Source organism: Thiobacter sp. AK1 (assembly GCF_039822265.1).
Classification (GTDB): Bacteria; Pseudomonadota; Gammaproteobacteria; order Burkholderiales; family Thiobacteraceae; genus Thiobacter; species Thiobacter aerophilum.
Map to the genome: position 1 here is coordinate 193867 of NZ_JBAJEX010000002.1, position 22195 is coordinate 216061.

Genomic DNA, 22195 nt, shown 5'->3' on the forward strand with positions numbered 1-22195 from the left:
CCCCTCTCCCCATGGGAGAGGGGCCGGGGGTGAGGGCGCCACCACCTCCCAAATCCTCTCCAACACCGCCTCGGTCTGCGCGAGCACCTCATGGTTCCAAAAGCGCAGTACCCGTATGCCCTGCTCAGCTAGGTACGCATCCCGCCGTGCATCGCGTTCAGCCTGGGCCACATGCTGCCCCCCATCCAATTCAATGGCCAGATTGAGTTCCGCGCAGTAGAAGTCGAGCACATAGGGTGGCACGGGGTGCTGGCGGCGAAACTTCCGGCCTGCCAGGCGACGATCACGAAGCAGGAACCACATGAGACGCTCCGCATCGGTCGCGTCGCGCCGAAGCTGACGGGCGAACCCGCGGAGTTCCTTCGGAACAGGGTTGCCCTCACCCCTAGCCCCTCTCCCGCTTGCGGGAGAGGGGAAACCTGGATGCCCCTCTCCCTCCGGGAGAGGGGCTGGGGGTGAGGGCCACTCCCCTCGCCCACTGGGAGAGGGGACGGGGGTGAGGGCCACGCCCCTCTCCCCCTGGGAGAGGGGTCGGGGGTGAGGGCCACTCCCCTCTCCCCATGGGAGAGGGGCCGGGGGTGAGGGCCACTCCCCTCTCCCCCTGGGAGAGGGGCTGGGGGTGAGGGCTCGCCTCAGCTCGAGATGGTTATAAATCTCGCCATTGAAGGCGATCACATACCGACCGCTCCCTGAGACCATCGGCTGATGCCCGGCGGGGGAAAGATCGAGGATCGCCAGCCGCCGGTGAGCGAGCGCCAAACCGACTGCTTCGTCCACCCACACCCCGGCGTCATCCGGGCCGCGGTGGACGAGCGTGTCCGCCATCCGGCGTGCAACAACGTCGAGCGGCTCGGTCAGCCGTTCAGGGGTCCAAAAACCGGTGAGGCCACACATGATGCTTCAGGCTCAGATGAGCCGCACCAGTTCTGAATACGGCGCCAGTGCCGCGTCAGCGGTGACGAGTTGCGCGGGCAGCAGCAAGGTCTGAGCAATCAGCAAACGGTCGAATGGATCGCGGTGGTGTGGCGCCAAATGGGCGACCTTGGCGCAATGCGCGGCGCTGATGGCGAGTTCGAGAAACCCGGTGTCTTTCGCGGCTTTCGCAATCTCTTCTGGCCCGTACGGAAGCTGGATTTTCCCCAGCGCGTTCTTAATGGCGATCTCCCAAATGCTCACCGCGCTGAAATAAACGGTGTTCTCCGGCGATTCGAGCTGGGTGACCACATCGTTGGGCAAGCGCTGAGGCGCATCCAACGCCCAAAGCAGGATGTGCGTGTCCAGCAGAACGACCACTCAGCGCCCTTCGAACAAAGCAAGATGGTCCTCCGCCAGGGGCATGTCGAAATCATCGGGCACGTTCAGCCTGCCTTTGAGTCGCCCCAGGCGACGCTTTTTCGGTGCAGCCTCCAGCGGCACAAGTCGGGCCATCGCCTTTCCCGCCTTGGCAATGATGATTTCCTCGCCGCCTGCCACCTGCTCCAGCAGACGCGAAAGATGGGTTTTCGCCTCATGAACGTTGACGACTTGCATCATAGCCTCCTGACCTAAGCTAAGTTTAGTTTACCATCCATATGGATAGTGGGCACTTAGCGGGAAGTTCCGGCAAGGGGGAGCGCATTGCACAAGGGGGAAGAATAAGGGCTGCCCTCGCGGGGGAAACCGGGAAGGGCCAAGGGTGATCGCCCTCTCCCTTCGAGACAGGGGCGGGGGAGGAGGCGACGGCCACTCCCCTCTCCCCCTGGGAAAGCGCCCGGGGGTGACGGCCACTCCCCTCTCCCCCTGGGAGAGGGGACGGGGGTGAGGGCCACTCCCCTCGCCCCCTGGGAGAGGGGCTCGGGGTGAGGGCCACTCCCCTCGCCCACTGGGAGAGGGGTTGGGGGTGAGGGCTCTCCTCTTTCGGCCACCCACACTCCAGCATCATCCGGGCCTCGGTGGACGAGCGTGTCCGCCATCCGGCGCGCGACCACGTCGAGCGGCTCGGTCAGCCGTTCAGGAGTCCAAAAACCGGTCAGTCCGCACACCGATTCGCTCCACGCTCATAAAATACCTTCCCCACGCGTGCAATGTGCGCACGAAGATCATCGTGGTCGATCATGTCGAACAGGCACAGATCCACCTGATACGGAATCGAAGACTCATCCAAACGGGCAGCCAGTCTGCCGAGGGCATCTAGATCGAGGCCCTTGCCAAAAAGCACGAGGTCGATATCGGAGCCGGGCCGCTGTGTGCCCTTCGCACGGGAGCCAAAAATAACTGCCCTCTCGACCGCAGGTTCGGTAGCCAGAATCCGGCGAATAACCTCGATCGTCTCGCGCGAAAGACCAAACAAGCCCGCAGTCATAGGTCCCGTTCCAGGCGCTTTTGCAATGCCAGGAAGGCTGGATAGTAGCGTTCGACAACCCCTGAAACCACGATTTCTGCGATCTTGAGGTTATAGGTATGGCTGGAGAGGTGGCGTTTCTCGATCATATCCATCCACGCCTCGCCATCCTCGATCAGGCCGCGCTTGAAGGCCTCGCGTACAGTGCTGCGGGAACCCACCAAACCCTGGATGCCCTCCATCTCCAGATAATCTTTCAAAACGTTCCAGCCGAGCTCATGCGTGAATTCAAAGGCCTGGACCAGCCCCTGCTGTTCCAGATCCGACAAGGGGCGCGTCTTGCGCAACTCCACGGCAGCCGCGAGTTGCTGCAGAGCTCTTTGGAAATTCTCGAAGCGTTGCTTCCAGCGCACGTCAGGGTTCAGCATGAAATTTCCCCTTTAGGTTGAAACAACGCGAAGGGTTTCCTTGTCCACCCTCTCCCCTTGGGAGAGCGGCCGGGGGTGACGGCCACTCCCCTCTCCCCCTGGGAGAGGGGTTGGGGGTGAGGGCTCTCCTCTTTCGTCCACCCACACCCCGGCGTCATCCGGGCCTCGGTGGACCAGCGGGTCCCCCATCCGGCGCGCAGCAGCGTCGAGCGGTTCGGTCAGCCGTTCAGGGGTCCAGAAACCAGTCAGACCGCACATCGCTAATTTTGCCGCCGATGCCGCAGGTGCCGAGCCAAGCGAAGCCATGACACCGGCACTGCGCGCAGCGCCGTCACGCCGCCAACGACCCTGTATCGTCGAACCGAGCGCGCAATACGACAGATCGCATCGATACCTGCTGCATCCTGATTGAGTGCAAAGCCAGCCGCTGTAAACAATGCGATGCGGTCGAACAGCATCGCTACCCCTTTGCGCGTCCGCTCATCCACGCCCCCAGATTCCAGCAATTCACCTAGAAACACTAATGAACCCGGCGGCTCCGTCTCCCGAAGCTTGTCGGTACGATTCATTGCCGCTTGGTTGTAGACCGCAGTAGGAATTTCCGCATGGGCAACCGGAAAGCGCAAAGCGAGTTTGCACCACAAGATGATGTCCTCGCCTCGTTTGACCCCATCGGGAAAACCGCCTGCCGCAAGAGCGGCGCTCTTTTTGACGCACGCTGTAATGGAATTAACCAAAGAGAGTCCTCGCGCATATTGCGTAAAAAATTCATCCACCATCCCCACCCAGCCGTCAGAAAAACCACCACGGGGCCGGTAGTAACGGCCCTCTCGAAAAATAAGGTGGGCCGTACTGTAAAGTCCTGCATCAGGGAAGCGTTGGATCAGGTCCTCCAACCTTTCCAAGTGACTCGTTTCCCACCAATCATCGGCATCGAGAAAAGCGACATGCTCATGGCGCGCCTCCCGTAAACCCAAATTCCTGGCCGCGCTCACCCCGTAATTGGCTTGCTCAATCAAGCGTACCGGTTTTGCGTAGGACCGGACGATCTCAGCACCGCGGTCCGTAGAGCCATCATTGATCACGATCACTTCGGCCGGAGGCCTTGTCTGCGCCAAAACGCTGTCGATCGTTTTGGCGATGTGCTTTTCCTTGTTATAAAGCGGAATGACGACGGAAATCATACCTCTATCGTTCAAGCAATGATGCCAGGCGGTGGCGCAATGAGCGAAGGGTCTGATAGCCTGAAGCTGTGCTCCGAATTTGAAACATCGAAATCAGTAGCAAAACCGTCGCCCGCCTGTAAACTTCGACTCGTCCGATCCCTTCCCTTGCCGCCGACGCAAGGTGCAGCCAGTTCCTCACCGCCGCTTTGTCGTTCCCTGCCATCCGGCAAAACATCCGGTAGGCGTCGAACAAGAGCACCTCACGGGCTTCCCCTTCGTACTGCCGCAAAAGCCTTTCGAACGCCGGAACAAGGAGCGACGTTGCTCCGCTACCTTCGCGAATGGCCGTAAGGAGTACGTTTACGTGCTCGTCTGTATATTCCGGCAACAAGGCTTTCCAGTGTCGCTGGCGCACGAGGTCCGCACGGTCGCGCTGATCACCGGTATGGCGCGCGGAAACCTGATTTTCATGCACGCGATAGCGTAGGACGATCTCCTCAACATTCGTCAGCCGATACCCTTGCGCCCAAGCACGTTGCCAAAGATCATAGTCCTGGGCCCGGTTGAAGTCCTGTCGATAGCGTAGAGACGAGAGCGCACTGCGCCGCCCCATCACCGCCGGGTGGGCGAAGGGCACATCAAACAGCAGGCGTACAGCGCAGGCCTCATGGCTTACGGGATAGCGCCAGAGCGCGCGCCAGCCGCCAAAGCATTGCACCGCGCCACCGCAAAAATCCGCGCCTGTCTCCGCGAGGTGTTTTAGCTGAAGGCTCAAGCGGTTCGGCAGGGCAACGTCATCCCCATCCATGCGCGCAATCCATTCGCCGCGGGCTTTTTCGATGCCTTCGTTGAGAGTGGCCACCAAGCCACGGTTCTCCCGACTGATCAGGCGAATGCGGGGGTCGTTTGCCGCGTAGCGCTTCAATACCGACAAACTGCCATCGGTCGAGCCATCGTCGATGATGATGAACTCGAAGTCCCGAAAAGTTTGTGCGAGGATCGACTCGATGGCATCGGCGACAAATCGAGCGGCGTTGTATACCGGCATCAACACCGACACCAGGGGAGATGGGCTCGAGGTCACGGCGCTCACAAGACGATCCATCCCTGGCAATAAAGATCGCGCGTGTCAAGGTCAGCGACGGCGAACCACTGGCGAGGCGCGATCACGATTTTGTCCTCCCTCGGATTCAACCACGCCGCCCACCAGCTGAATGAAGAGTTGGCGAGAATGTGATGACGGCAGGCGCTCATCAATTGCATGTCTCGGTAGCTATCCTCACCGCGATTATGATCGACGATGACCGACTGCGCGGGTATCTCGAGATGCTGGCGGACCCACTGCGGCTCGTCGGAAAACACATAGAAAATCGGCTGGCGGACTCGCTCGCGGATGGCGGCAATCGCTGCACGGTAATAACCCGAAAGATCCACGCCGTGCACCTGGTTCACGCTCGGGTCAGACACGAAATCGCCTCGTCGCACATGAATGGAAACACTCTCTTGCTGCGCCATGGCCTCCACGAGATCGGCACTGCGCGGATCGAGCGGCAAGGCAAAACGAAAGCGCTCGCGCAGCTCCGGCGCGACAGACGCAAAATAGCGCTCGCTTTGCCAGTAACCATCCAGATAAACGTCATCAGGCAAGTCGGCAAAGCCTGGCCAATAGTGAAAATGCGGTTCCATGACCATGCTGCGGGGGCGAAGGGGCTTCAGGTATTTCCGGGCCAGCACCCGGTAAACGACCCGTTGTGCTGCCCAGCCGAGAATTCTGCGCTTGTCCGACGCGGTTGCCTCCGCTAACGTCAGGCCAAACACCCGGTCAAGCTCCAAACCATTATGCAAGCGGTTCGTCTCGAACCAGCTCGTATCGAAGCGCAGCGCGCTGCCGTGCAGCCGAGCGAGGGCGTAGCCCGCCACATACTGGAACATCTGGTTACCGAGCCCACCACAAAGACGAACGATCACCATACGCTTCAAGCCAGCCGCTGCTCAGCCAAGCTGTGGAAAAACCGCGCCGTGCGCAGATGCACATAAGCCACTAGGCTAAACAGCACACCGGCCACGGCAATGATGAGGATCGAAACCAAGGGGCCGTGATCCGCGCGCCACAGGAAGCCGAGCATGAGGCCCAAAAAAAGGACCAAGCCTGCTATCCCCGCGCGTCTTCTGGAAAACCATAGCGGCAGCATGTTTCGCGACCGAATCACCATGAGCGCACTCTGGACGAGTGCGGCAAGCAGCAACCCAGCGGCAAACACCTGCGCCGAAGCGCCGGTGTGCCACACGACCAACGCCGTGATGAGACTGCCCACAGCACCCACTGCATGAGGCAAAACCAGCGGGCGGAAGTCTTTTCTTGCCTGTGCAGTAAGATTCCAGGCGTTGCCCGTCAACCGGGCAACTTCCAGCAATGCGCCATAGATCGCCCACTGCGCGGCACCATGATAGCTTGGCGCCGTGATCAAAAAAATCACCTGGGGCGTCGCTACACAGAGAAAGGCGCCCCAGGCCCAATACAGCGGAAGAAGGGCGTTGGTCATGGCCGCCGTGGCCTCCGCCTTGGTTGATTCATCGACTTGGCCCGCGATACGGCGAAAATAAAACGGGTACGCATACTGCATCACGATGGATTCCAGTACCGCAGTCATCTGGGCAGGAACCGAGAGTGCCAGCAAAAATATCCCCAATGCCGTTGCATCCCAAGCACGCTCGAGAATGAACCGGTAGCCGTTACCGTAGAGCCACATCAGGCTGGTGAGTGCTGCCAAGGGGAGAGCAAAACGCCAATACCCTCGCTCACGCAAAAACGAGTGCTCACCATGAGGGGTGGAAGGCGTCGGTTGACCCACGACACGTCGCAGCGTGGCACGCGAAACCAGACTCACCAGCACCGCAGCCAGCGCTTGACCGGCCAGCCACGCCACGGCATTGCGCCATTGCAAAGTCAGCCCCGCCGATAAGATCAAACCCAAGGCGCTTAACGCGAGTTGCCACAACACGGCGGAGCTCCGGCTGCCGAGCGCGTTAAACACATTCGAGGAGACGGTTGCGTCCGTCTGAAAATAAATTATTGCAGCGACGAGGGCACCGAAAAAGACAGTCGTTTCCCACGTCATCGAATGTACGAAGCCGCCCCACAGTACCACCAGACTGGCGGTTACCAGCGCGGCGAATCGTTGTATCTCGTCGAGTCCACGGCGTCTGCTCGGCAAGCTGCCTGCGTCATGCCACTCGTGTAGATGGCGTTGAAACCACAGCCCGGCAGGATTAACTACGATCAGGCCAGCGAACGCCTGAAAGGCAGTGACCAACGCCAATACTGCATATTCACCCGGCGGCAGCAGGCGTGTGAGCGCGTAGAGCGTGACCAACGTCAGCAAGGCATTCGATGCCCGTCCTCCGGCGACGAGGATCAAGTCACGCCTTTTGTCCATGGGTGGGCTCAAAGTCTGCTCAACACTCCGGCCACAATGGTCTCGGCGAAGGTGCGAGTCGAAAAGCGTTGCGCCTTGGGCGAGGCGAGAAAATCTCGAATTGCCTTCTGGTAGCCAAAGAATGTGTCTTCCGGCATGGACACGAGGTAGGCGTGAAGATCGTCATAGGAACGGAACCGCCTGCGGTCGATGAAACACGTTTCTGGCACGTAGTCGGCAATGTCTTCTGCTCCCCAATAGACGGGCACGTTGCCTGCACAAAAGGCATCAAAGATTTTCTCGGTGATGTAGCCACGCAACCCGCCGACATTTTCATAACAGATGGAAAAGCGCGCCCGCCGCAACACCTCGTGCTTGCTCGCCGCCACACCACGCCAGGAGGGAAACCATCGCGGGCGCAAAGGCAGCGCGCCTTCAATACGATGAACGAGGCCACCCAAGCGCGTCGGCAAGCGCGGTAACTTGTCCCAGCCGTACCCATAGAGCGCAAAATCCTGAGGTGCATGGCGCTCGAACCAGCGGATGGCACGCACTCTTTCCCGGTAGAGGTCCTGCTTTGGACGCCAAACGGGGAGGGCCTTGTTAGCGTTGATCAAAACAACGAGCAGTGGCCTGTCTCCGTAACCATCTACCACTCCCGGGCCAAGAGGGTGACCGAGCTGAATCTTCGTCGCTCGCCCCGATTCCACCAGCGTGGGATCCCACGTAAAGAGGTGTGCGTATCTGTCAAGGAGTCGGGCAGACCGATTGTTCGGGTAGACTAAATCGCATTCGGTAAGGATACAGAATGACGGGGCCTCACTTTTCTGGGCTCGAGCGTCGAGGTGTAGCTCAAAATTCGGCAGGTCACCGTCCCACTCATCCTCTGTAACCAACTGACACCCGGCATCCTTAAACGCGGTTCGAAGCTCACACCATGCTGCGGTGAGGCCATTTGGGGCACCATCCCGCTCGAAAATACCTCTCGCCGGCTTAGTTCCGCTGTGAACGAACAAAGCCTTCATCATGATAGGTTGCCTGAGGACCCGGGGTAGCCACGACGCTGCCAACTCTCCCACACGAACTCGTAGGTCCACATCTCGGTATGGCTCTGAGCGAGTTTGGATCGAATTACTTGCCTTCGTTCGGTTGCGCCGGGCACGAAGTTGTGGAACTGTATCTGCAAAAAGCGAATGCGGGTTAGCCATCCGGTCTCTATCAGCAACTCCAGCAGATCGTATTCCCCGCCTTCGATATTGATTTTCATCAAATCCACGTGTTTTATCCCGAGCGCTTCTAGCGTGGTATCCGCCCGTCTCAATGAGGCGAGAGCGTGGCTCTGGGCCGTCGAATGGTCTTCTACGAAAGAGGACCCATCCCCTTTGATCTCTAGCGGCAGACTTGCATCTTTGGAACCAAGACCATAGTTGAATACTTCGATCCTGGGGTTCTGGGCGAAGCGGGCGACACAGCGCTGCCAATACTCCGCCACCGGCTCAAAAACCAGAACTCTACATCGATATTTGGTGTAAATAGCCTCTGCGAAATCGCCGACGTAGCCCCCCACGTCGACAACGATGCTGTCTGAAGTCAAGGGGTAGTGCAAACGTAGCGTTTGGTCACCCTTGTCCCTGAACCAACGGCGAACCTCTTGTAAAAATGGGTCTCGACGAACATACAGTCCGTAAAGCCACTTGGCTCGTTCCAGGATGGCCCTTGTTTTCAACATCCGATGTGCAGTGGTTTTTCGCACTCGACATTCAGGCTAATTAGAATCCCATTTTCCTTGTCCATATGCGGGATGTACGCCTGGGAATAGTCATCGATAGCCGCATGTTCCGTTTCGCGCCAGTCATAGCGGCGCACATCGACGAATCCGGCTGCCGTGAGTTCTTGGGCCAGGGTGTCAAAGTCGAAGACGTTGTAGTGGATGTTGTATAGATAATCCTGCCGCCCAAAGAGCGCGCCGATCACCAGATCGAGTTTGCCGTAGCGTTGATAGACCTCGCAGAGTTTCGCGAAATCGGGGACGGAAATACGCAGCATGCCACCTGGCTTGAGCACGCGGTGCCACTCCCGCAACACGCGCCCCACGTCACGGCGCTTGAAATGCTCCAGCACATGGCAGTTGTAGATGAGATCGACACTGTTATCGGCAATGAAGGAAAGGTTGTCGATCGTCGCCACGTGATCCACATGGGGATAGTCGATGGCGTCGATATGGACGAAGCCGGGAATGTGCCGCTTGCCGCAGCCAAGGTGGAGTTTCATGAGGCTTTCCTTTTCTGCAAGATGGCGCGGCGCCCGTTTTCGAACCGCAGCTCGGCGGGCAACAAGGTTTTTACGACACGCGCGGGCACACCAGCGACCATGACGTCTTCCGGTACATCCTTCGTCACCACCGCCCCCGCCGCCACGATGCTGCGGCTGCCGATCCTAACACCGGGAAGGATCATGGCGCCCGTTCCAATCCAGACATCGTCACCAATTTCCACAGTCCGGTTAATGCCGACCGCCGCCACCGGTAGCACCGCCGGGTCGTGGGTGGGGGTAATGATGCGCGTGAAAGCTGCGATGGCGCAGCGCTCGCCGATGATGATATGTCCTTGCGACGAAGCTTGAAGAAAACATCCTGGCCCTATGGAGGTATTCGCACCGATATGCACATGCTGCGGGAAAGAGATCTTGCAGCGTCCATAAATCCCTGCGCCCGGACCGAGATGTCCCAACCTGCAACGTAAATACGGCATGTATAAACGCAAGAACGCTTCGCTGAGCAGCGCACGTGCATACGAGAACAGTTTTGCCGCCGTCATCCTGTGAGACCCTCCAAGGCTTGTTCGAGGCCTTGCAGCAACGGAACGGTCGGCTGCCACCCAAGTGAAAATAGGCGCGACACATCCAACACCTTCCTCGGCGTGCCATCGGGCTTCGTGGCGTCGAAGACGATCTCGCCCTTGTAGCCCACCACTTGGGCGATGGTTTCGGCGAGCTCACGAATGGTGAGGTCGTGGCCGACGCCGATGTTGATGAGCGGGGGGTGTTGAGCCCTCACCCCCGACCCCTCTCCCGGAGGGAGAGGGGATGCGCCCTCACCCCCGGCCCCTCTCCCGGTGGGAGAGGGGTTGAGAAGCGCGTCGAATTGGGCATCTGGCAGGTTCATGAGAAAGAGGCAGGCATCGGCCAGGTCGTCGCTGTACAGGAATTCTCGGCGCGGGGTGCCCGTGCCCCAGAGGACGACGCGCGGCGGCTGGCCTTCGCAACAGGTGGCGTAGAGGTCGCGCTTGATGTCCGCCGGGATGGGGCCGTGGTGGCGTTCGTCCGCCTCGATGGCGGCCCAGTTTTTTTCCATGGCCAGTTTGGCCAGGTGGAACTTGCGCAGCATCGCGGGGATGACGTGGGAGGTGGCAAGGTCGTAGTTGTCGCCGGGGCCGTAGAGGTTGGTGGGCATGACGGCGAGAAAGCGCGTGCCGTACTGGCGGTTGTAGGCCCAGCACATTTCGATGCCGGCGATCTTGGCCACCGCATAGGGGCGATTGGTGGGCTCGAGCGGGCCGGTGAGGAGGTATTCTTCCTTGATGGGCTGGGGGCAGTCGCGGGGGTAGATGCAGGAGGAGCCGAGAAAAAGCAGGCGCTTGACCCCCGCCCGCCAGGCCTCGTGGATGACGTTGGTCTGAATCGCCAGGTTCTGGTGGATGAACTCTGCCGGGTAGGTGTCGTTGGCGAGGATGCCGCCCACCTTGGCGGCAGCGAGGAACACGTAGTCCGGGCGCTCGGCTTCGAAGAAGGCGCGCACGGCGGCCTGGTCGGTGAGGTCGAGCTCGGCGTGGCTGCGAGTGAGCAGGCTTGTGTAGCCTTGCGCGGCGAGTCGGCGCATAAGGGCGGAGCCGACAAGGCCGCGGTGGCCGGCCACATAAATTCTGGCATCAAGGGGCATGCAGGGTTCGTGCTGCACGACCTTCACTCCAGGCGGTTCGACACAGCGTGTCCATGAGCACGCATGAGCTGCTCTCGCTGGGCTTCTTTCAGGTCGGCCTGCGCCATTTCTTTGACCAGTTGGTCGAATGGCACACGTGGCCGCCAACCCAGCCTCTCCCGCGCCTTGCTGGCATCGCCCAACAGGGTTTCGACCTCGGCGGGGCGGAAGTAGCGAGGATCGACCGCGACGATGGGCTGACCCTCACCCCCAGCCCCTCTCCCAGAGGGAGGAGGGGGATTGAGCCAGTAGGCCTTTTCTTCGCGCCCGCTGCCGCGCCATTCCAGTTCCATGCCCAGCTCGTGGGCCACCGCGTTGACGAAGTCCCGCACGCTGTATTGGCTGCCGGTGGCGATGACGAAATCGTCCGGCTCGGGTTGCTGTAGCATCAACCACATGGCTTCGACGTAGTCGCGCGCATGGCCCCAGTCGCGCTTGGCATCCAGGTTGCCAAGATAGAGGCAGTCCTGAAGGCCCAGCTTGATGCGGGCTAAGCCCCGGGTGATCTTACGGGTGACGAAGGTCTCACCGCGGATGGGGCTTTCGTGATTGAACAGGATGCCGTTGCAGGCATAGAGCCCATAGGCCTCGCGATAGTTGATGGTGATCCAGTAGGCGTAGAGCTTGGCGGCCGCGTAGGGACTGCGGGGATAGAAGGGCGTGGTTTCTTTCTGGGGAATTTCGCGCACCTTGCCGAACAGCTCGGAAGTGGAGGCTTGATAAAAGCGCGTTTTGTCTTTGAGGCCCAGGGTGCGGATGGCTTCCAGGATGCGCAGGGTGCCCAGGGCATCGGCGTTGGCGGTGTATTCCGGTTCCTCGAAGGAGACGGCCACATGGCTTTGCGCGGCGAGGTTGTAGATTTCGTCCGGCTGCACTTTCTCGATGATGTGCATGAGGCTGGAGGAATCGGTCATGTCACCGTGGTGCAGGAAGAAGCGCACGCCGGGCTCGTGGGGGTCGCGGTAGAGGTGGTCGATGCGCTGGGTGTTGAAGAGGCTGGTGCGGCGCTTGATGCCATGCACTTCATAGCCCTTGCCGAGCAGAAACTCGGCCAGATAGGCGCCGTCCTGGCCGGTGATGCCCGTGATGAGGGCTTTTTTCAGGGAGGCTCGCTCGTTCATGCGGAGTCCTTGTCGTCGGGATCGTCGCTTGGCCAGCCACAGGCACCAGCGATGAGTGTCAGCAAGGCGAAGTTTTCCGGTCTCAAGAACATGTCTCGGGTTTGCCCTTTTGAAGCCGCGCGGCTTCCGCCCGCAGGGCGGCGATTTCCCGCTCTAGCGCTTCCGCCTCGGCAAGCTTGATGCGCAGATATTCAACCGTCAGCCGCGCCTTTTCCGCCGCACCTTTGGGGGTGAGCACGTAGAGGTAGGCGAGCTTGTTGTCGCTATTGCGGAAGTTGCGCGCCTTGACCCAGCCTTTGTCCATGAGCGCGCGCAGGCAGTAGTTGACCTTGCCCAGGCTTACCCCCAGCTCCCGCGCCAGCGCACGCTGGGAGGCTTCGGGGTTGGCCTCGAGCAGTTTGAGCAGCCGGTAGCGCGTGGCGGTATCCAGCATGGTCCGTTCACTCATTGAACGGGGTATTGGACCACGGCATGGAAAGGGGTGTCAATGGAAGCGGGGTCATTCTGGCCCCGCTTCCCGAGAGAAGGTGGCTCGTCCCGATTGCGGCTCAAGCCGCTCCCACATCGATTCCGATCGCGGCTCAGGCCGCTCCACAAATTGGCCCCAAAGCTGGCCCCGTGGCGGCTTGAGCCGGCGCGATACCGAGCTTCGCCCCGTGGACGCTGCTCAGTACACCCGCTCCTCGCTTAGAGCTCGCAGGTAGGCGCCATAGCGGCTGTTGCCCAGGCGGGCGGCCAGGCGCAGGAGTTGCTCCGTGTCGATGTAGCCCATGCGCCAGGCGACCTCTTCGGGGCAGGCAATTTTCAGTCCCTGCCGGCGTTCAATGGTTTCGATGAAGGCTGAGGCCTCGAGCAAGGTTTCGTGGGTGCCGGTATCCAGCCAGGCCATGCCGCGGCCCATGATGGAGACTTCGAGCTGCCCCCGCGCCAGGTATTCGCGGTTGACGTCGGTGATCTCCAGTTCGCCCCGCGCAGACGGTTTGAGCCCGCGCGCGATGTCGATGACCTGGTTGTCGTAGAAATAAAGCCCCGTGATGGCATAGCGGGAGCGGGGTTGCTGGGGCTTTTCTTCGATGGAGAGAACCTTGCGGTCAGGGCCGAATTCCACCACACCGTAGCGTTCCGGGTCATGGACCGGGTAGGCGAACACGGTGGCGCCCGTGGTCTTGGCCGCTGCCCGCTGCAGGTCCCGGGCGAGCTCGTGGCCGTAGAAGATGTTGTCTCCCAGCACCAGGGCACAGCCACCACAGCCGATGAAGGTGGCGCCGATGAGAAAGGCCTGGGCGATGCCTTCGGGCTGCGGTTGCACGGCGTAAGAGAAGTTGAGCCCCCATTGACTCCCGTCGCCCAGGAGCTGGCGGAAGCGGGGCGTATCCTGGGGCGTGGAGATGACAAGCATGTCGCGGATGCCCGCCAGCATCAGGGTGCTCAAGGGGTAGTAGATCATGGGCTTGTCGTACACCGGCAACAGCTGCTTGGACACCGCCAGGGTGACCGGATATAGCCGCGTGCCAGCGCCGCCGGCGAGGATGATGCCCTTCATGATGCAACCTGTGTGCCGTAATGTTTTTCCACCCACTGACGGTAAGCGCCGCTGGTGATGCGCGCCACCCAGTCTTGATGGGCGAGATACCACTCCACCGTTTTGCTCAGCCCGCTGTCGAAACTCTCATCCGGCTGCCAACCCAGCTCCCGCTGCATCTTGCGTGCATCGATGGCGTAGCGGCGGTCGTGCCCAGGGCGGTCCGCGACGAAACGGATCAACCGCGCGTGGGGCGCGCCCTCTGGTCTTAGGCGATCCAGGATGGCGCACAGGGCGTGCACCACGTCCAGATTGGTCTTTTCGTTCCAGCCGCCGATGTTGTAGGTCTCGCCGGGCCGCCCCGCCTCCAGCACGCGCATCAGGGCGCGGCAGTGGTCAGTGACGTAGAGCCAGTCGCGGATGTTGCGTCCATCGCCGTAGATGGGCAGCGGTCTGCCCGACAGGGCGTTGAGGATCATCAAGGGGATGAGTTTTTCGGGAAACTGGTAGGGGCCGTAGTTGTTGGAGCAATGGGTGATGATGACGGGGAGCCCATAGGTGTGATGCCAGGCCCGCGCCAGGTGGTCGGAAGCCGCCTTTGACGCCGAATAGGGACTATTGGGGGCAAAACAGGTGGTCTCGGAAAACGGTGGGTCCGTGGGCCCGAGGGAGCCATAGACTTCATCGGTGGAAACGTGCACGAAACGGAAACGCGCGCGCTGCGCCTGCGGGCACGCGGCAAGATAGGCCCGCGCGGCTTCCAGCAAGTGGAAGGTGCCGTTGACGTTGGTGGTGATGAAATCCTCCGGGCCGTGGATGGAACGGTCCACGTGGGATTCCGCTGCGAAATGCACAATGGCGCGCACCTGGTGCTCGGCGAGCAGGCGTTCCACCAGGGCGCGATCGTTGATGTCGCCGCGCACAAAAATGTGGCGAGCATCGTTGGCCACCGCTGCGAGATTGTCCAGGTTTCCCGCATAGGTGAGCTTGTCCAGGTTGACCACTGGCTCGTCGTGGCGGGCGAGCCACTCGAGCACAAAGTTGGCGCCGATGAAACCGGCGCCGCCGGTGACGAGGATGGAAGAGGTCATGGCAGGTCTGCCTTTAGATTCGGCTACAAATCATACCCCGGGGCACCCACAAGCCCATCACTCGTCTCGGCTAAAGCCTGTAATAAGCCCGGTACCAGGTGACGAACTGGTCGATACCCGCCGCCAGCGGGGTGGCGGGCGCAAACCCCACTGCTTCCCGCAGCAGGGTGGTATCGGCATAGGTCGCTTCCACATCGCCCGGTTGCATGGGCAAGAAGATTTTCTCGGCCTTGCGCCCCACCGCACGTTCGATGGTTTCGATGAAACTCATGAGCTCCACCGGCTCGTGGTTGCCGATGTTGTAGATGCGATAGGGCGCGTGGCTGGCGGCCGGATCGGGATGGGCATGGTCGAAATCCGGCTGCCCTTCTGGAATCTTGTCGAGCACGCGCACCACGCCTTCGATGATGTCGTCGATATAGGTAAAGTCACGCCGCATTTTGCCTTCGTTGAACACTTGGATGGGTTCGCCACGCAGGATGGCCCCCACGAACAGGGAAGGCGACATGTCCGGCCGGCCCCAGGGACCATAGACGGTGAAGAAGCGCAAGCCCGTGGTGGGCAAGCCGAACAGGTGGCTATAGGTGTGGGCCATGAGTTCGTTGGCTTTCTTGGTGGCGGCATAAAGACTCACCGGATGGTCCACGTTGTCGTGCTCGGAGAAGGGCATCTTGCGGTTCGCACCGTACACCGAGGAGCTGCTGGCATAGACCAGGTGCTCCACGCCCTGCTGGCGGCAGCCTTCCAGCACGTTGCCGAAGGCCACCAGATTGGAGTCGATGTAGGCTTGGGGATTCTTGAGGGAATAGCGCACACCAGGTTGGGCGGCCAGATGCACCACCCGCTGAAAGCGCCCCTTGGCGAACAGTTCTGCGCAGGCTAAGCGGTCGGCCAGGTCCAGCTCGGCGAAGGCAAAGCCACGCTTGCCCTCCAGTTGCCGCAGCCGGTCCACTTTCAGTTTCACGTCGTAGTAGTCGTTGAGGTTGTCCACGCCCACCACTTCGTCGCCGCGCGCGACCAAGCGTTGCGCAGTGTGCATGCCGATGAAACCGGCGCAGCCGGTGACCAGGATTCTCAAGGCTTACCCTTTCCTTGCAGTTCCAAAAGTTTCGCGTATTTGACGAAGCTGTTCATGCACCCGATGCCGATGTGCACCAGGCCGGGCAGCCCGTCGAGAAAGCCAGCACGTAAGAGATAAAACTTTACGAAGCGCATAAGCGGGCTTGCCAGCAGCAATCCCCAGGTGGCGCGCCGCCCTGCCTGGTAGAGCGCCTCGGCCTGCAGGCTGGTGTAGTGGTTCTGCTTTTCCAGATAGCCCGCAAGTGTCTCGCAGGATTCGTGCAGCAAATCGCCCGCAAGCCGCGACACGGGCCCGTCGCAGATTACCTTCTCATGCACCGCATCCTCGCTCCAGCGCGCGCGCCTGCGATCGAACAGGCGCAACGACCAATCCGGATAGCCTTCCCCATGAGCGAGCCAGCGCCCCAGGAAACGGTTGCGCCGCGCCATTTCGAACCCGGCGGCAGTGGGCGCCACCAGGGCCTTTTCGATGGCCGTCATGAGTTGCGGCGTCACCCGCTCATCGGCGTCGATGGACAATACCCAGTCATGGGTCGCTGCTTGCGCGGCAAACTGCTTCTGCGGGCCGTAGCCGAGCCACGCCTGGTGAAGCACCCGCGCGCCCCGCGCGGCGGCAAGCTCGGGGGTCGCATCGCGGCTGCCCGAGTCCACCACCAGGATTTCGTCGGCGAAGGCCACCGAGTCGAGGCAGGGACCGATCTGCCCCGCGGCGTCGCGGGCGATGATGGTAACGGACAAGGGATGGCGGGTCATGATCGAAGATTATCGCGATTGACAAAAGTGCGTGAAACGCTGTGCGTAAACCGTCATCGTAGGAGCGGCCCTGGCGCACGCCCTCGAGGTCGCGTTCGTGGGTATGAGGTCTTTGGCCATTCCGATAAGCCCAGCCGCGAGCCACAATCCGGCATCGACCCCGCCCATGGCCGCGCCAGCCTCGATTCCTGCTTGCGCGCAAAATGAGCAAGACATGCCGTCAGCCTCCTCCCCGTGCGTCTTTCCTGTCTGCGCGCAAAGGCAGTCCTGGCTCGGCCAATCGCGGCTTGCAAGGCGTAATACCCCGCCATTCTATATGCGCGGCCCATGGTTTGCGTGTACGCTGTCGCCCCCATGCGGGTGCTTTTGGTCAAGACTTCGTCGATGGGCGACGTGATCCACAATCTGCCAGTGGTGGCGGACATTCGCGCGCGCTATCCATATGCGCGTATCGATTGGCTGGTGGAGGAAGCCTTCGCCGACATCCCGCGCCTCAATCCTGGAGTCGAGAGGGTGATCCCCGTGGCCCTGCGTCGCTGGCGCAGGCAGCTTTTGCGGCCCGCGGTGTGGCGCGAGATGGCTGCCTTTCGGCGACGCGTGTGGGCGCACGCCTACGATGTGATTCTGGACACCCAGGGCCTCATCAAGAGCGCACTGCTTGCGCGGCTCGCCCAAGGCGCGCACGTGGGCTACTGTGCCGATTGCGCGCGCGAGCCGCTGGCGGCCCGCTTCTACGACCGTTGCCACAGCGTCGATGCCCAGGCGCACGCGGTGGTGCGCTACCGCGCGCTTGCGGCCGCAGCTTTTGCCTTGCCCGCCGACTTGCCCCTGGACTACGGGCTGCCGCGCCCGGCGCAGGCTCCAAGCTTCGCGCCCGAGGCGCCCTACGGGGTGCTACTCACCGCCACCAGCCGCAGGGAAAAACTCTGGCCGGAAGCCCATTGGGTCGCCCTGGGGCACGCGCTCGTGAGCCGGGGCTTCGGCCTCGTGCTGCCCTGGGGTAGTCTTGCTGAATACGAACGCGCGCGCCGGATAGCGGACCAGCTCCCGGGGACGATCCCCGCTCCGCGCCTGACCCTGACCGAGGCCGCCGCCCTGCTCGCCCACGCCCGCCTGGTGGTGGGCGTGGATACGGGACTGGCACATTTGGCCACCGCCGTGGGCACGCCCACCATCGGCCTCTACGGCGGCTCCGATCCGCGCCGCAATGGCCTGTATGCCACCACGCCCGTGGCCAATCTGGGTGTGCCGGGACGTTTTGCCCAGGTGAGCGAAGTGCTCGCGGTGGTGGACACGTGGCTGGGGCGGGGAACAGTCTGAATGCGGCGCCTCTATACCCTGCTTCTCTATGCGCTGCTGCCCGGGGTGCTGTTGCGTCTGGCCTGGCGCGCGCGGCGCGAACCTGCTTATCTCGCGCACCTGCTGGAGCGTTTCGGGCATCATCCCGGCGCGCCGGACCGACCCGTGATCTGGATCCACGCCGTCTCCGTGGGCGAGACCCGCGCCGCCGCCCCGCTCATCCAGGCCCTACGACGATGCCATCCGGACCACTCGATCCTGCTCACCCATATGACCCCCACGGGGCGTGCAACGGGCCGTCAACTCTACGGCGATACCGTGCTGCAGGCCTACTGCCCCTATGATTATCCGTTTGCAATCCGCGCTTTCCTGCGCCATGTCCGGCCGCGACTGGCGCTAATCATGGAAACCGAGGTCTGGCCCAATCTCGTGGCAGCCTGCCGGAAGGCGGGCGTGCCGGTGTGGCTCGTCAATGCGCGGCTTTCCGAACGTTCCGCGCGGCGCTACCAGCGTTTCGGCCCACTCAGCCGCGCCACCTTCGCCGCCCTCACCGGCGTGGCCGCCCAGACTGAAGCCGACGCCGCGCGGCTTAAAGCCTTGGGCGCAAAACACGTGGTGGTGACAGGCAACCTCAAGTTCGACATCACCCCGCCTGCCGAGGCCGAACGACACGCTTGCGCGCTGCGGCAACGCCTGGGGGGGCGCCCGGTGCTTCTGGCCGCCAGCACCCGCGAGGGCGAAGAAGCGCAACTGCTCGACGCGCTCGCCCTCTGCGCCGTGCCGGACCTGCTTGTGGTCATCGTGCCCCGCCATCCGCAACGCTTCGATGAGGTGGCCGCGCTCTTGGCGCGGCGGGGCATTCCTTTCCAGCGGCGCAGCGAAGACGCACCACTGGCCTCGCACACCCGTGTGCTGCTGGGGGACAGCATGGGAGAGATGTTCGCCTACTATGGCGCGGCGGACGTGGCAATCATGGGCGGCAGTCTGCTGCCCCATGGCGGCCAGAATCTAATCGAGGCCTGCGCCATGGGCACGCCGGTGATCTTGGGACCGCACACCTTCAACTTCGCGCAAGCGGCGCAGGATGCCCTGGCCGCCGGCGCGGCACTGCGCGTTGGCGATGCGGGCGAGGCCGTGCGCGCCGCCTGCCGGCTACTGGGCGATCCGAAGCGGCGCGCGGCCATGGGGCAAGCGGGGCGCCAGTTCGCCGCAGCGCATCGGGGCGCCACCGAACGCACCCTGGCGGCCATCGAAGCCAGCCAAGGTCGCGGCTGACGCTCCGCCCACAGCCGTGCTCGATGCCATGTGGCCTGGACACCGTGGGAGGCGCTGTAGTGGCGACCGGCAGCGGGACCACGGGTCGATCCAGGCGAAAACCTCTCCCGCAAGCCCCCAACCTTTCTGTAGGCGACCCCGGCGACCCTCGCCCGGCGGGTCAGCGGCCGGCGAGCCAGGTGTTGGTGGCGATGACGTCGCCTTCGTTAAGGTCCCCCACCGCGGCTTCGAGACGCAGGCGGGCGAGGATGTAGGCATAGGTGGCCTGGGCCAGGTCGCGCTTGGCGGTGAAAAGTTGCTGCCGCGCATTGAGCAGGTCCACGCTGGTGCGCACGCCCACTTCCAAGCCGAGCTGGGTGGATTCGAGGGAGAGTTGGCTGGAGGCGAGCGCCTGCTTGAGGGCCTTCACCTGGGCGATGCCGTTGCTGACATTGAGATAGGCCTGGCGGACCTGCTGGGTGACAGCGCGTACCGCGGCTTCCAGTTCTTGCCGTGCTTGCTCCTGATGGGCGAGCGCCTCACGCACCCGGGAATCGGTGCCGCCCCCCTGATAAATGGGTATGGCGAGCTGCAGGCCGATGGTTTTGGCAGTCTGGTCGAAGCCGCCGAAGGTGCCGCCGCCGACACGGTTATCGCCATAGCTTGCCACCACGTCCAGAGTCGGATGATGGCCGCCGCGAGCGACTTCCACCTGCTGGTTGGCGGCCTCGAGTGCGGCGCGCGCCGCGATGAGGTTGGGGTTGTGATTAAGGGCGCGCTGGACCCAAGCTTCCATGTCTTGCTGCGGCGCTTCCAGGGGTGGTTCACCCCGCAAGGGTTCGACCCGCTCCACCGGTTTGCCCGTGAGGCGCTCCAGGTCGCGGCGCTTGATTTCCAGGTCGTTCTGGGCGGCGATCTCCTGGGCCACGATCAGGTCGTAGCGGGCCTGGGCCTCGTGGGTGTCGGTAATGGTGGCAGTGCCCACCTCGAAGGCCCTTTTCGCCTGCGCCAGCTGTTCGGCGATGGCAGCCTTTTGCGCCTGGGCGAGCACCACGTTGTCCTGGGCGAGCAAGACATCGAAATAGGCCTGGGCGACGCGCAGTACCAGCTCCTGGCCCGCCTGCTCGAACTGGGCATCGGTTGCGGCCACCGCCGCCTTGGCCTGCTCATAAGCCGCGAAATTCTGCCTGCGATACAAGGGCTGGGCGATGCTCACGCTGTAGCCATGGCTGTTATAACGGCTGGTGCCACTGGACAGCAGGCCCGGCATGGACGCCCGGTAGGTGGTGTCCACCTCGTTGTAGGTGGTGTTGGCATTGAGATTGACCGACGGGAGCAACCCCGCGCGGCCCTGGGGCAGCTTTTCCCGCCCGGCATCCCGCGCGGCGCGGGCGGCCTGGTAGGTGGCGTCTTGGCTGAGCGCCTCCCGGTAGAGCTGCAAAAGATCCGCGCCGAAGGCGGGCGACACGATTCCGATGGCGGCCAGCGCCGCCGCAAGCGTCTTCATGGAATGCCTTTCGCGGTGGAGTCAGTAGGTGGGCATGGACGCGTCCACATCCCGCGCCCAGGCGGCCAGACCGCCGGTGAGATTATACACGGCGCGAAATCCCTGCCGCTCCAGCACCCGGGCCACCTGATAGCTGCGGATGCCATGATGGCAGATGACCACCGTTTCCCGATCGGGTGAGAGGGCGTCGAGCCGCTCGAGGAGCTGGCGCATAGGAAAAAGCTCGGCGCCCGGCAAATGGCAGATGTCGAATTCCCACGGCTCGCGCACGTCCACAAGCCGGGGCTTGGGCCGGCTGGGATCGGACAGCCAGGCGGCAAGCTCCGCGGGCGTCAAGTGTTCCATCAGAAGACGAAGCGCGCCGGCTGAGGCGCGTTGATCAGCGGCGCGATGCAGGTTTCGAATAGATCCTCGCTCTCGGACACGCCAGGTTCGATCAGGCGCACTCGGCGCGCCGTCATCACCGGCGGTTCGCCCACCACCGCTAGCAGCCGCCCCCCTGGACGTAAGCTGTGGAGGAATGCTTCCGCCAGCACCGGCGTCGAGCCGGTGAGCACGATGGCGTCATAGGGCGCATGGCGCGCCCAACCGCGAGCGGCGTCGCCCACCTCGAAGGTGACGTTGTGGATCTCGTGGGCGGCGAGCTTGGCGCGCGCCTCGCTGGAAAACTCCGGCAGGATCTCCACGCTCACCACGTCGCGGGCAAGCTGCGCAAGCAGCGCGGTGAAGTAGCCACTCCCCGTCCCCACTTCCAGCACCTTGTCCGTGGGCTTGAGCTCAAGCGCCTGGAGCAGGCGCGCCTCCAGCTTGGGTGCCAGCATGGTCTGGCCGTGACCCAAAGGAATTTCCAGATCGGAAAACGCGAGGCTACGATAGACGGGCGGCACGTACTCCTCCCGCTTGACCCGATAGAGTGTGCCGAGCACCGTCTCGTCCAGCACGCCCCACGGGCGGATCTGCTGCTCGACCATGTTGAACCGGGCCTGTTCCAAATCCATGACGCCTCCGTGTTTTTCCTTATGAATCTTGCGATTATTCCACAAATGCCGTACCTTTGGCGGACTCGCTGGGGGTCTCCCGCATGGGAGTGAGAAATACTCTTTAACCCAGATTATCCATTAGGACGCCGCATGGGGTGGGCCCAGGCGCGCCTGGGTTGCGTAAGACGGTCGCAGGCCAGCTTGAACACCTGTCCGAGGAGTCGAGCGCGAGCCGGAGCACGCGTGGCCACCCACCCCCGCTTGGGCGCGGGTGGCATCTCC

General features: G+C 62.4%; 24 protein-coding genes and 1 pseudogene. 2 read left to right on the forward strand and 23 right to left on the reverse strand.

Features of this window, described 5'->3' with window-relative positions:
• Positions 1–51 precede the first annotated feature (51 nt).
• From V6E02_RS12970 to V6E02_RS04395, 20 genes and pseudogenes are all read right to left on the reverse strand, one after another.
• Positions 52–894 (reverse strand): annotated as a pseudogene (locus V6E02_RS12970) (endonuclease domain-containing protein); the annotation flags it as partial.
• A gap of 12 nt (positions 895–906) precedes the next feature.
• The gene (locus tag V6E02_RS04305) at positions 907–1293 is read right to left on the reverse strand and encodes a type II toxin-antitoxin system VapC family toxin (RefSeq protein ID WP_347307483.1); all 387 of its coding nucleotides are present in this window, start codon (positions 1291–1293) and stop codon (positions 907–909) included.
• A complete protein-coding gene (locus V6E02_RS04310) occupies positions 1294–1530 on the reverse strand; it encodes a type II toxin-antitoxin system Phd/YefM family antitoxin (RefSeq protein WP_347307655.1) in 237 nt (78 codons plus the stop codon). It lies immediately after the preceding gene.
• A gap of 478 nt (positions 1531–2008) precedes the next feature.
• Positions 2009–2341 carry a nucleotidyltransferase domain-containing protein gene (locus V6E02_RS04315; RefSeq protein ID WP_347307485.1) on the reverse strand — a complete coding sequence of 111 codons (333 nt, stop codon included), beginning with the start codon at positions 2339–2341 and terminating at the stop codon, positions 2009–2011.
• The gene (locus V6E02_RS04320) at positions 2338–2748 is read right to left on the reverse strand and encodes a nucleotidyltransferase substrate binding protein (RefSeq protein WP_347307487.1); all 411 of its coding nucleotides are present in this window, start codon (positions 2746–2748) and stop codon (positions 2338–2340) included. The genes V6E02_RS04315 and V6E02_RS04320 overlap by 4 nt, the downstream gene beginning before the upstream one ends.
• A gap of 260 nt (positions 2749–3008) precedes the next feature.
• The gene (locus V6E02_RS04325) at positions 3009–3932 is read right to left on the reverse strand and encodes a glycosyltransferase family 2 protein (RefSeq protein ID WP_347307489.1); all 924 of its coding nucleotides are present in this window, start codon (positions 3930–3932) and stop codon (positions 3009–3011) included.
• A gap of 4 nt (positions 3933–3936) precedes the next feature.
• Positions 3937–5007: a glycosyltransferase family 2 protein gene (locus V6E02_RS04330; protein WP_347307491.1), complete on the reverse strand. Its 1071-nt coding sequence runs from the start codon at positions 5005–5007 to the stop codon at positions 3937–3939.
• Positions 5004–5885, reverse strand: coding sequence for an alpha-1,2-fucosyltransferase (locus V6E02_RS04335; RefSeq protein WP_347307493.1), 882 nt, complete (start codon positions 5883–5885; stop codon positions 5004–5006). Before V6E02_RS04335 ends, V6E02_RS04330 begins: the two co-directional genes overlap by 4 nt.
• A 5-nt stretch (positions 5886–5890) precedes the next feature.
• Positions 5891–7333, reverse strand: a complete 1443-nt coding sequence (locus V6E02_RS04340) for a lipopolysaccharide biosynthesis protein (RefSeq protein WP_347307495.1) — start codon at positions 7331–7333, stop codon at positions 5891–5893.
• A gap of 26 nt (positions 7334–7359) precedes the next feature.
• Positions 7360–7884 carry a glycosyltransferase family 10 domain-containing protein gene (locus V6E02_RS04345; RefSeq protein ID WP_347307497.1) on the reverse strand — a complete coding sequence of 175 codons (525 nt, stop codon included), beginning with the start codon at positions 7882–7884 and terminating at the stop codon, positions 7360–7362.
• A 470-nt stretch (positions 7885–8354) separates the two neighbouring features.
• Complete coding sequence (locus V6E02_RS04350) at positions 8355–9083, reverse strand: FkbM family methyltransferase (RefSeq protein WP_347307499.1); 729 nt, start codon at positions 9081–9083, stop codon at positions 8355–8357.
• A complete protein-coding gene (locus V6E02_RS04355) occupies positions 9053–9601 on the reverse strand; it encodes a class I SAM-dependent methyltransferase (RefSeq protein ID WP_347307501.1) in 549 nt (182 codons plus the stop codon). The genes V6E02_RS04350 and V6E02_RS04355 overlap by 31 nt, the downstream gene beginning before the upstream one ends.
• On the reverse strand, positions 9598–10146 hold the full coding sequence (locus V6E02_RS04360; RefSeq protein ID WP_347307503.1) for an acyltransferase: 549 nt from the start codon (positions 10144–10146) through the stop codon (positions 9598–9600). Before V6E02_RS04360 ends, V6E02_RS04355 begins: the two co-directional genes overlap by 4 nt.
• Positions 10143–11267 carry a GDP-L-fucose synthase family protein gene (locus tag V6E02_RS04365; protein WP_347307505.1) on the reverse strand — a complete coding sequence of 375 codons (1125 nt, stop codon included), beginning with the start codon at positions 11265–11267 and terminating at the stop codon, positions 10143–10145. Before V6E02_RS04365 ends, V6E02_RS04360 begins: the two co-directional genes overlap by 4 nt.
• A gap of 23 nt (positions 11268–11290) precedes the next feature.
• Entirely contained in the window at positions 11291–12427 is a 1137-nt protein-coding gene (gene gmd / locus V6E02_RS04370) for a GDP-mannose 4,6-dehydratase (RefSeq protein WP_347307507.1), read from the reverse strand.
• A gap of 82 nt (positions 12428–12509) precedes the next feature.
• A complete protein-coding gene (locus tag V6E02_RS04375) occupies positions 12510–12875 on the reverse strand; it encodes a MarR family EPS-associated transcriptional regulator (RefSeq protein ID WP_347307508.1) in 366 nt (121 codons plus the stop codon).
• Between the two features lie 219 nt (positions 12876–13094).
• Positions 13095–13970 (reverse strand): glucose-1-phosphate thymidylyltransferase RfbA, encoded by an 876-nt coding sequence (gene rfbA / locus V6E02_RS04380; RefSeq protein ID WP_347307510.1) that lies wholly within the window; start codon positions 13968–13970, stop codon positions 13095–13097.
• Positions 13967–15040, reverse strand: coding sequence for a dTDP-glucose 4,6-dehydratase (gene rfbB, locus V6E02_RS04385; RefSeq protein ID WP_347307512.1), 1074 nt, complete (start codon positions 15038–15040; stop codon positions 13967–13969). The genes rfbA and rfbB overlap by 4 nt, the downstream gene beginning before the upstream one ends.
• A 70-nt stretch (positions 15041–15110) precedes the next feature.
• Positions 15111–16118: an NAD-dependent epimerase gene (locus tag V6E02_RS04390; RefSeq protein ID WP_347307514.1), complete on the reverse strand. Its 1008-nt coding sequence runs from the start codon at positions 16116–16118 to the stop codon at positions 15111–15113.
• Positions 16115–16873, reverse strand: coding sequence for a glycosyltransferase family 2 protein (locus V6E02_RS04395; protein WP_347307516.1), 759 nt, complete (start codon positions 16871–16873; stop codon positions 16115–16117). Before V6E02_RS04395 ends, V6E02_RS04390 begins: the two co-directional genes overlap by 4 nt.
• A 327-nt stretch (positions 16874–17200) precedes the next feature.
• Between V6E02_RS04395 and waaC the strand changes: the two genes are divergently transcribed.
• Both waaC and waaA read left to right on the forward strand, forming a co-directional pair.
• On the forward strand, positions 17201–18193 hold the full coding sequence (waaC, locus tag V6E02_RS04400) for a lipopolysaccharide heptosyltransferase I (RefSeq protein WP_347307518.1): 993 nt from the start codon (positions 17201–17203) through the stop codon (positions 18191–18193).
• Positions 18194–19447, forward strand: a complete 1254-nt coding sequence (gene waaA, locus V6E02_RS04405; protein WP_347307520.1) for a lipid IV(A) 3-deoxy-D-manno-octulosonic acid transferase — start codon at positions 18194–18196, stop codon at positions 19445–19447.
• Between the two features lie 160 nt (positions 19448–19607).
• Here the strand turns inward: waaA and V6E02_RS04410 are convergent, their stop codons facing one another.
• Genes V6E02_RS04410 through V6E02_RS04420 form a run of 3 tightly spaced genes read right to left on the reverse strand, consistent with a single transcriptional unit; the run spans position 19608 to position 21931 of the window.
• The gene (locus V6E02_RS04410; RefSeq protein ID WP_347307522.1) at positions 19608–20933 is read right to left on the reverse strand and encodes a TolC family outer membrane protein; all 1326 of its coding nucleotides are present in this window, start codon (positions 20931–20933) and stop codon (positions 19608–19610) included.
• 21 nt (positions 20934–20954) lie between these two features.
• Positions 20955–21278 (reverse strand): rhodanese-like domain-containing protein, encoded by a 324-nt coding sequence (locus V6E02_RS04415; protein WP_347307524.1) that lies wholly within the window; start codon positions 21276–21278, stop codon positions 20955–20957.
• On the reverse strand, positions 21278–21931 hold the full coding sequence (locus V6E02_RS04420) for a protein-L-isoaspartate O-methyltransferase family protein (protein ID WP_347307526.1): 654 nt from the start codon (positions 21929–21931) through the stop codon (positions 21278–21280). The genes V6E02_RS04415 and V6E02_RS04420 overlap by 1 nt, the downstream gene beginning before the upstream one ends.
• Positions 21932–22195 lie beyond the last annotated feature (264 nt).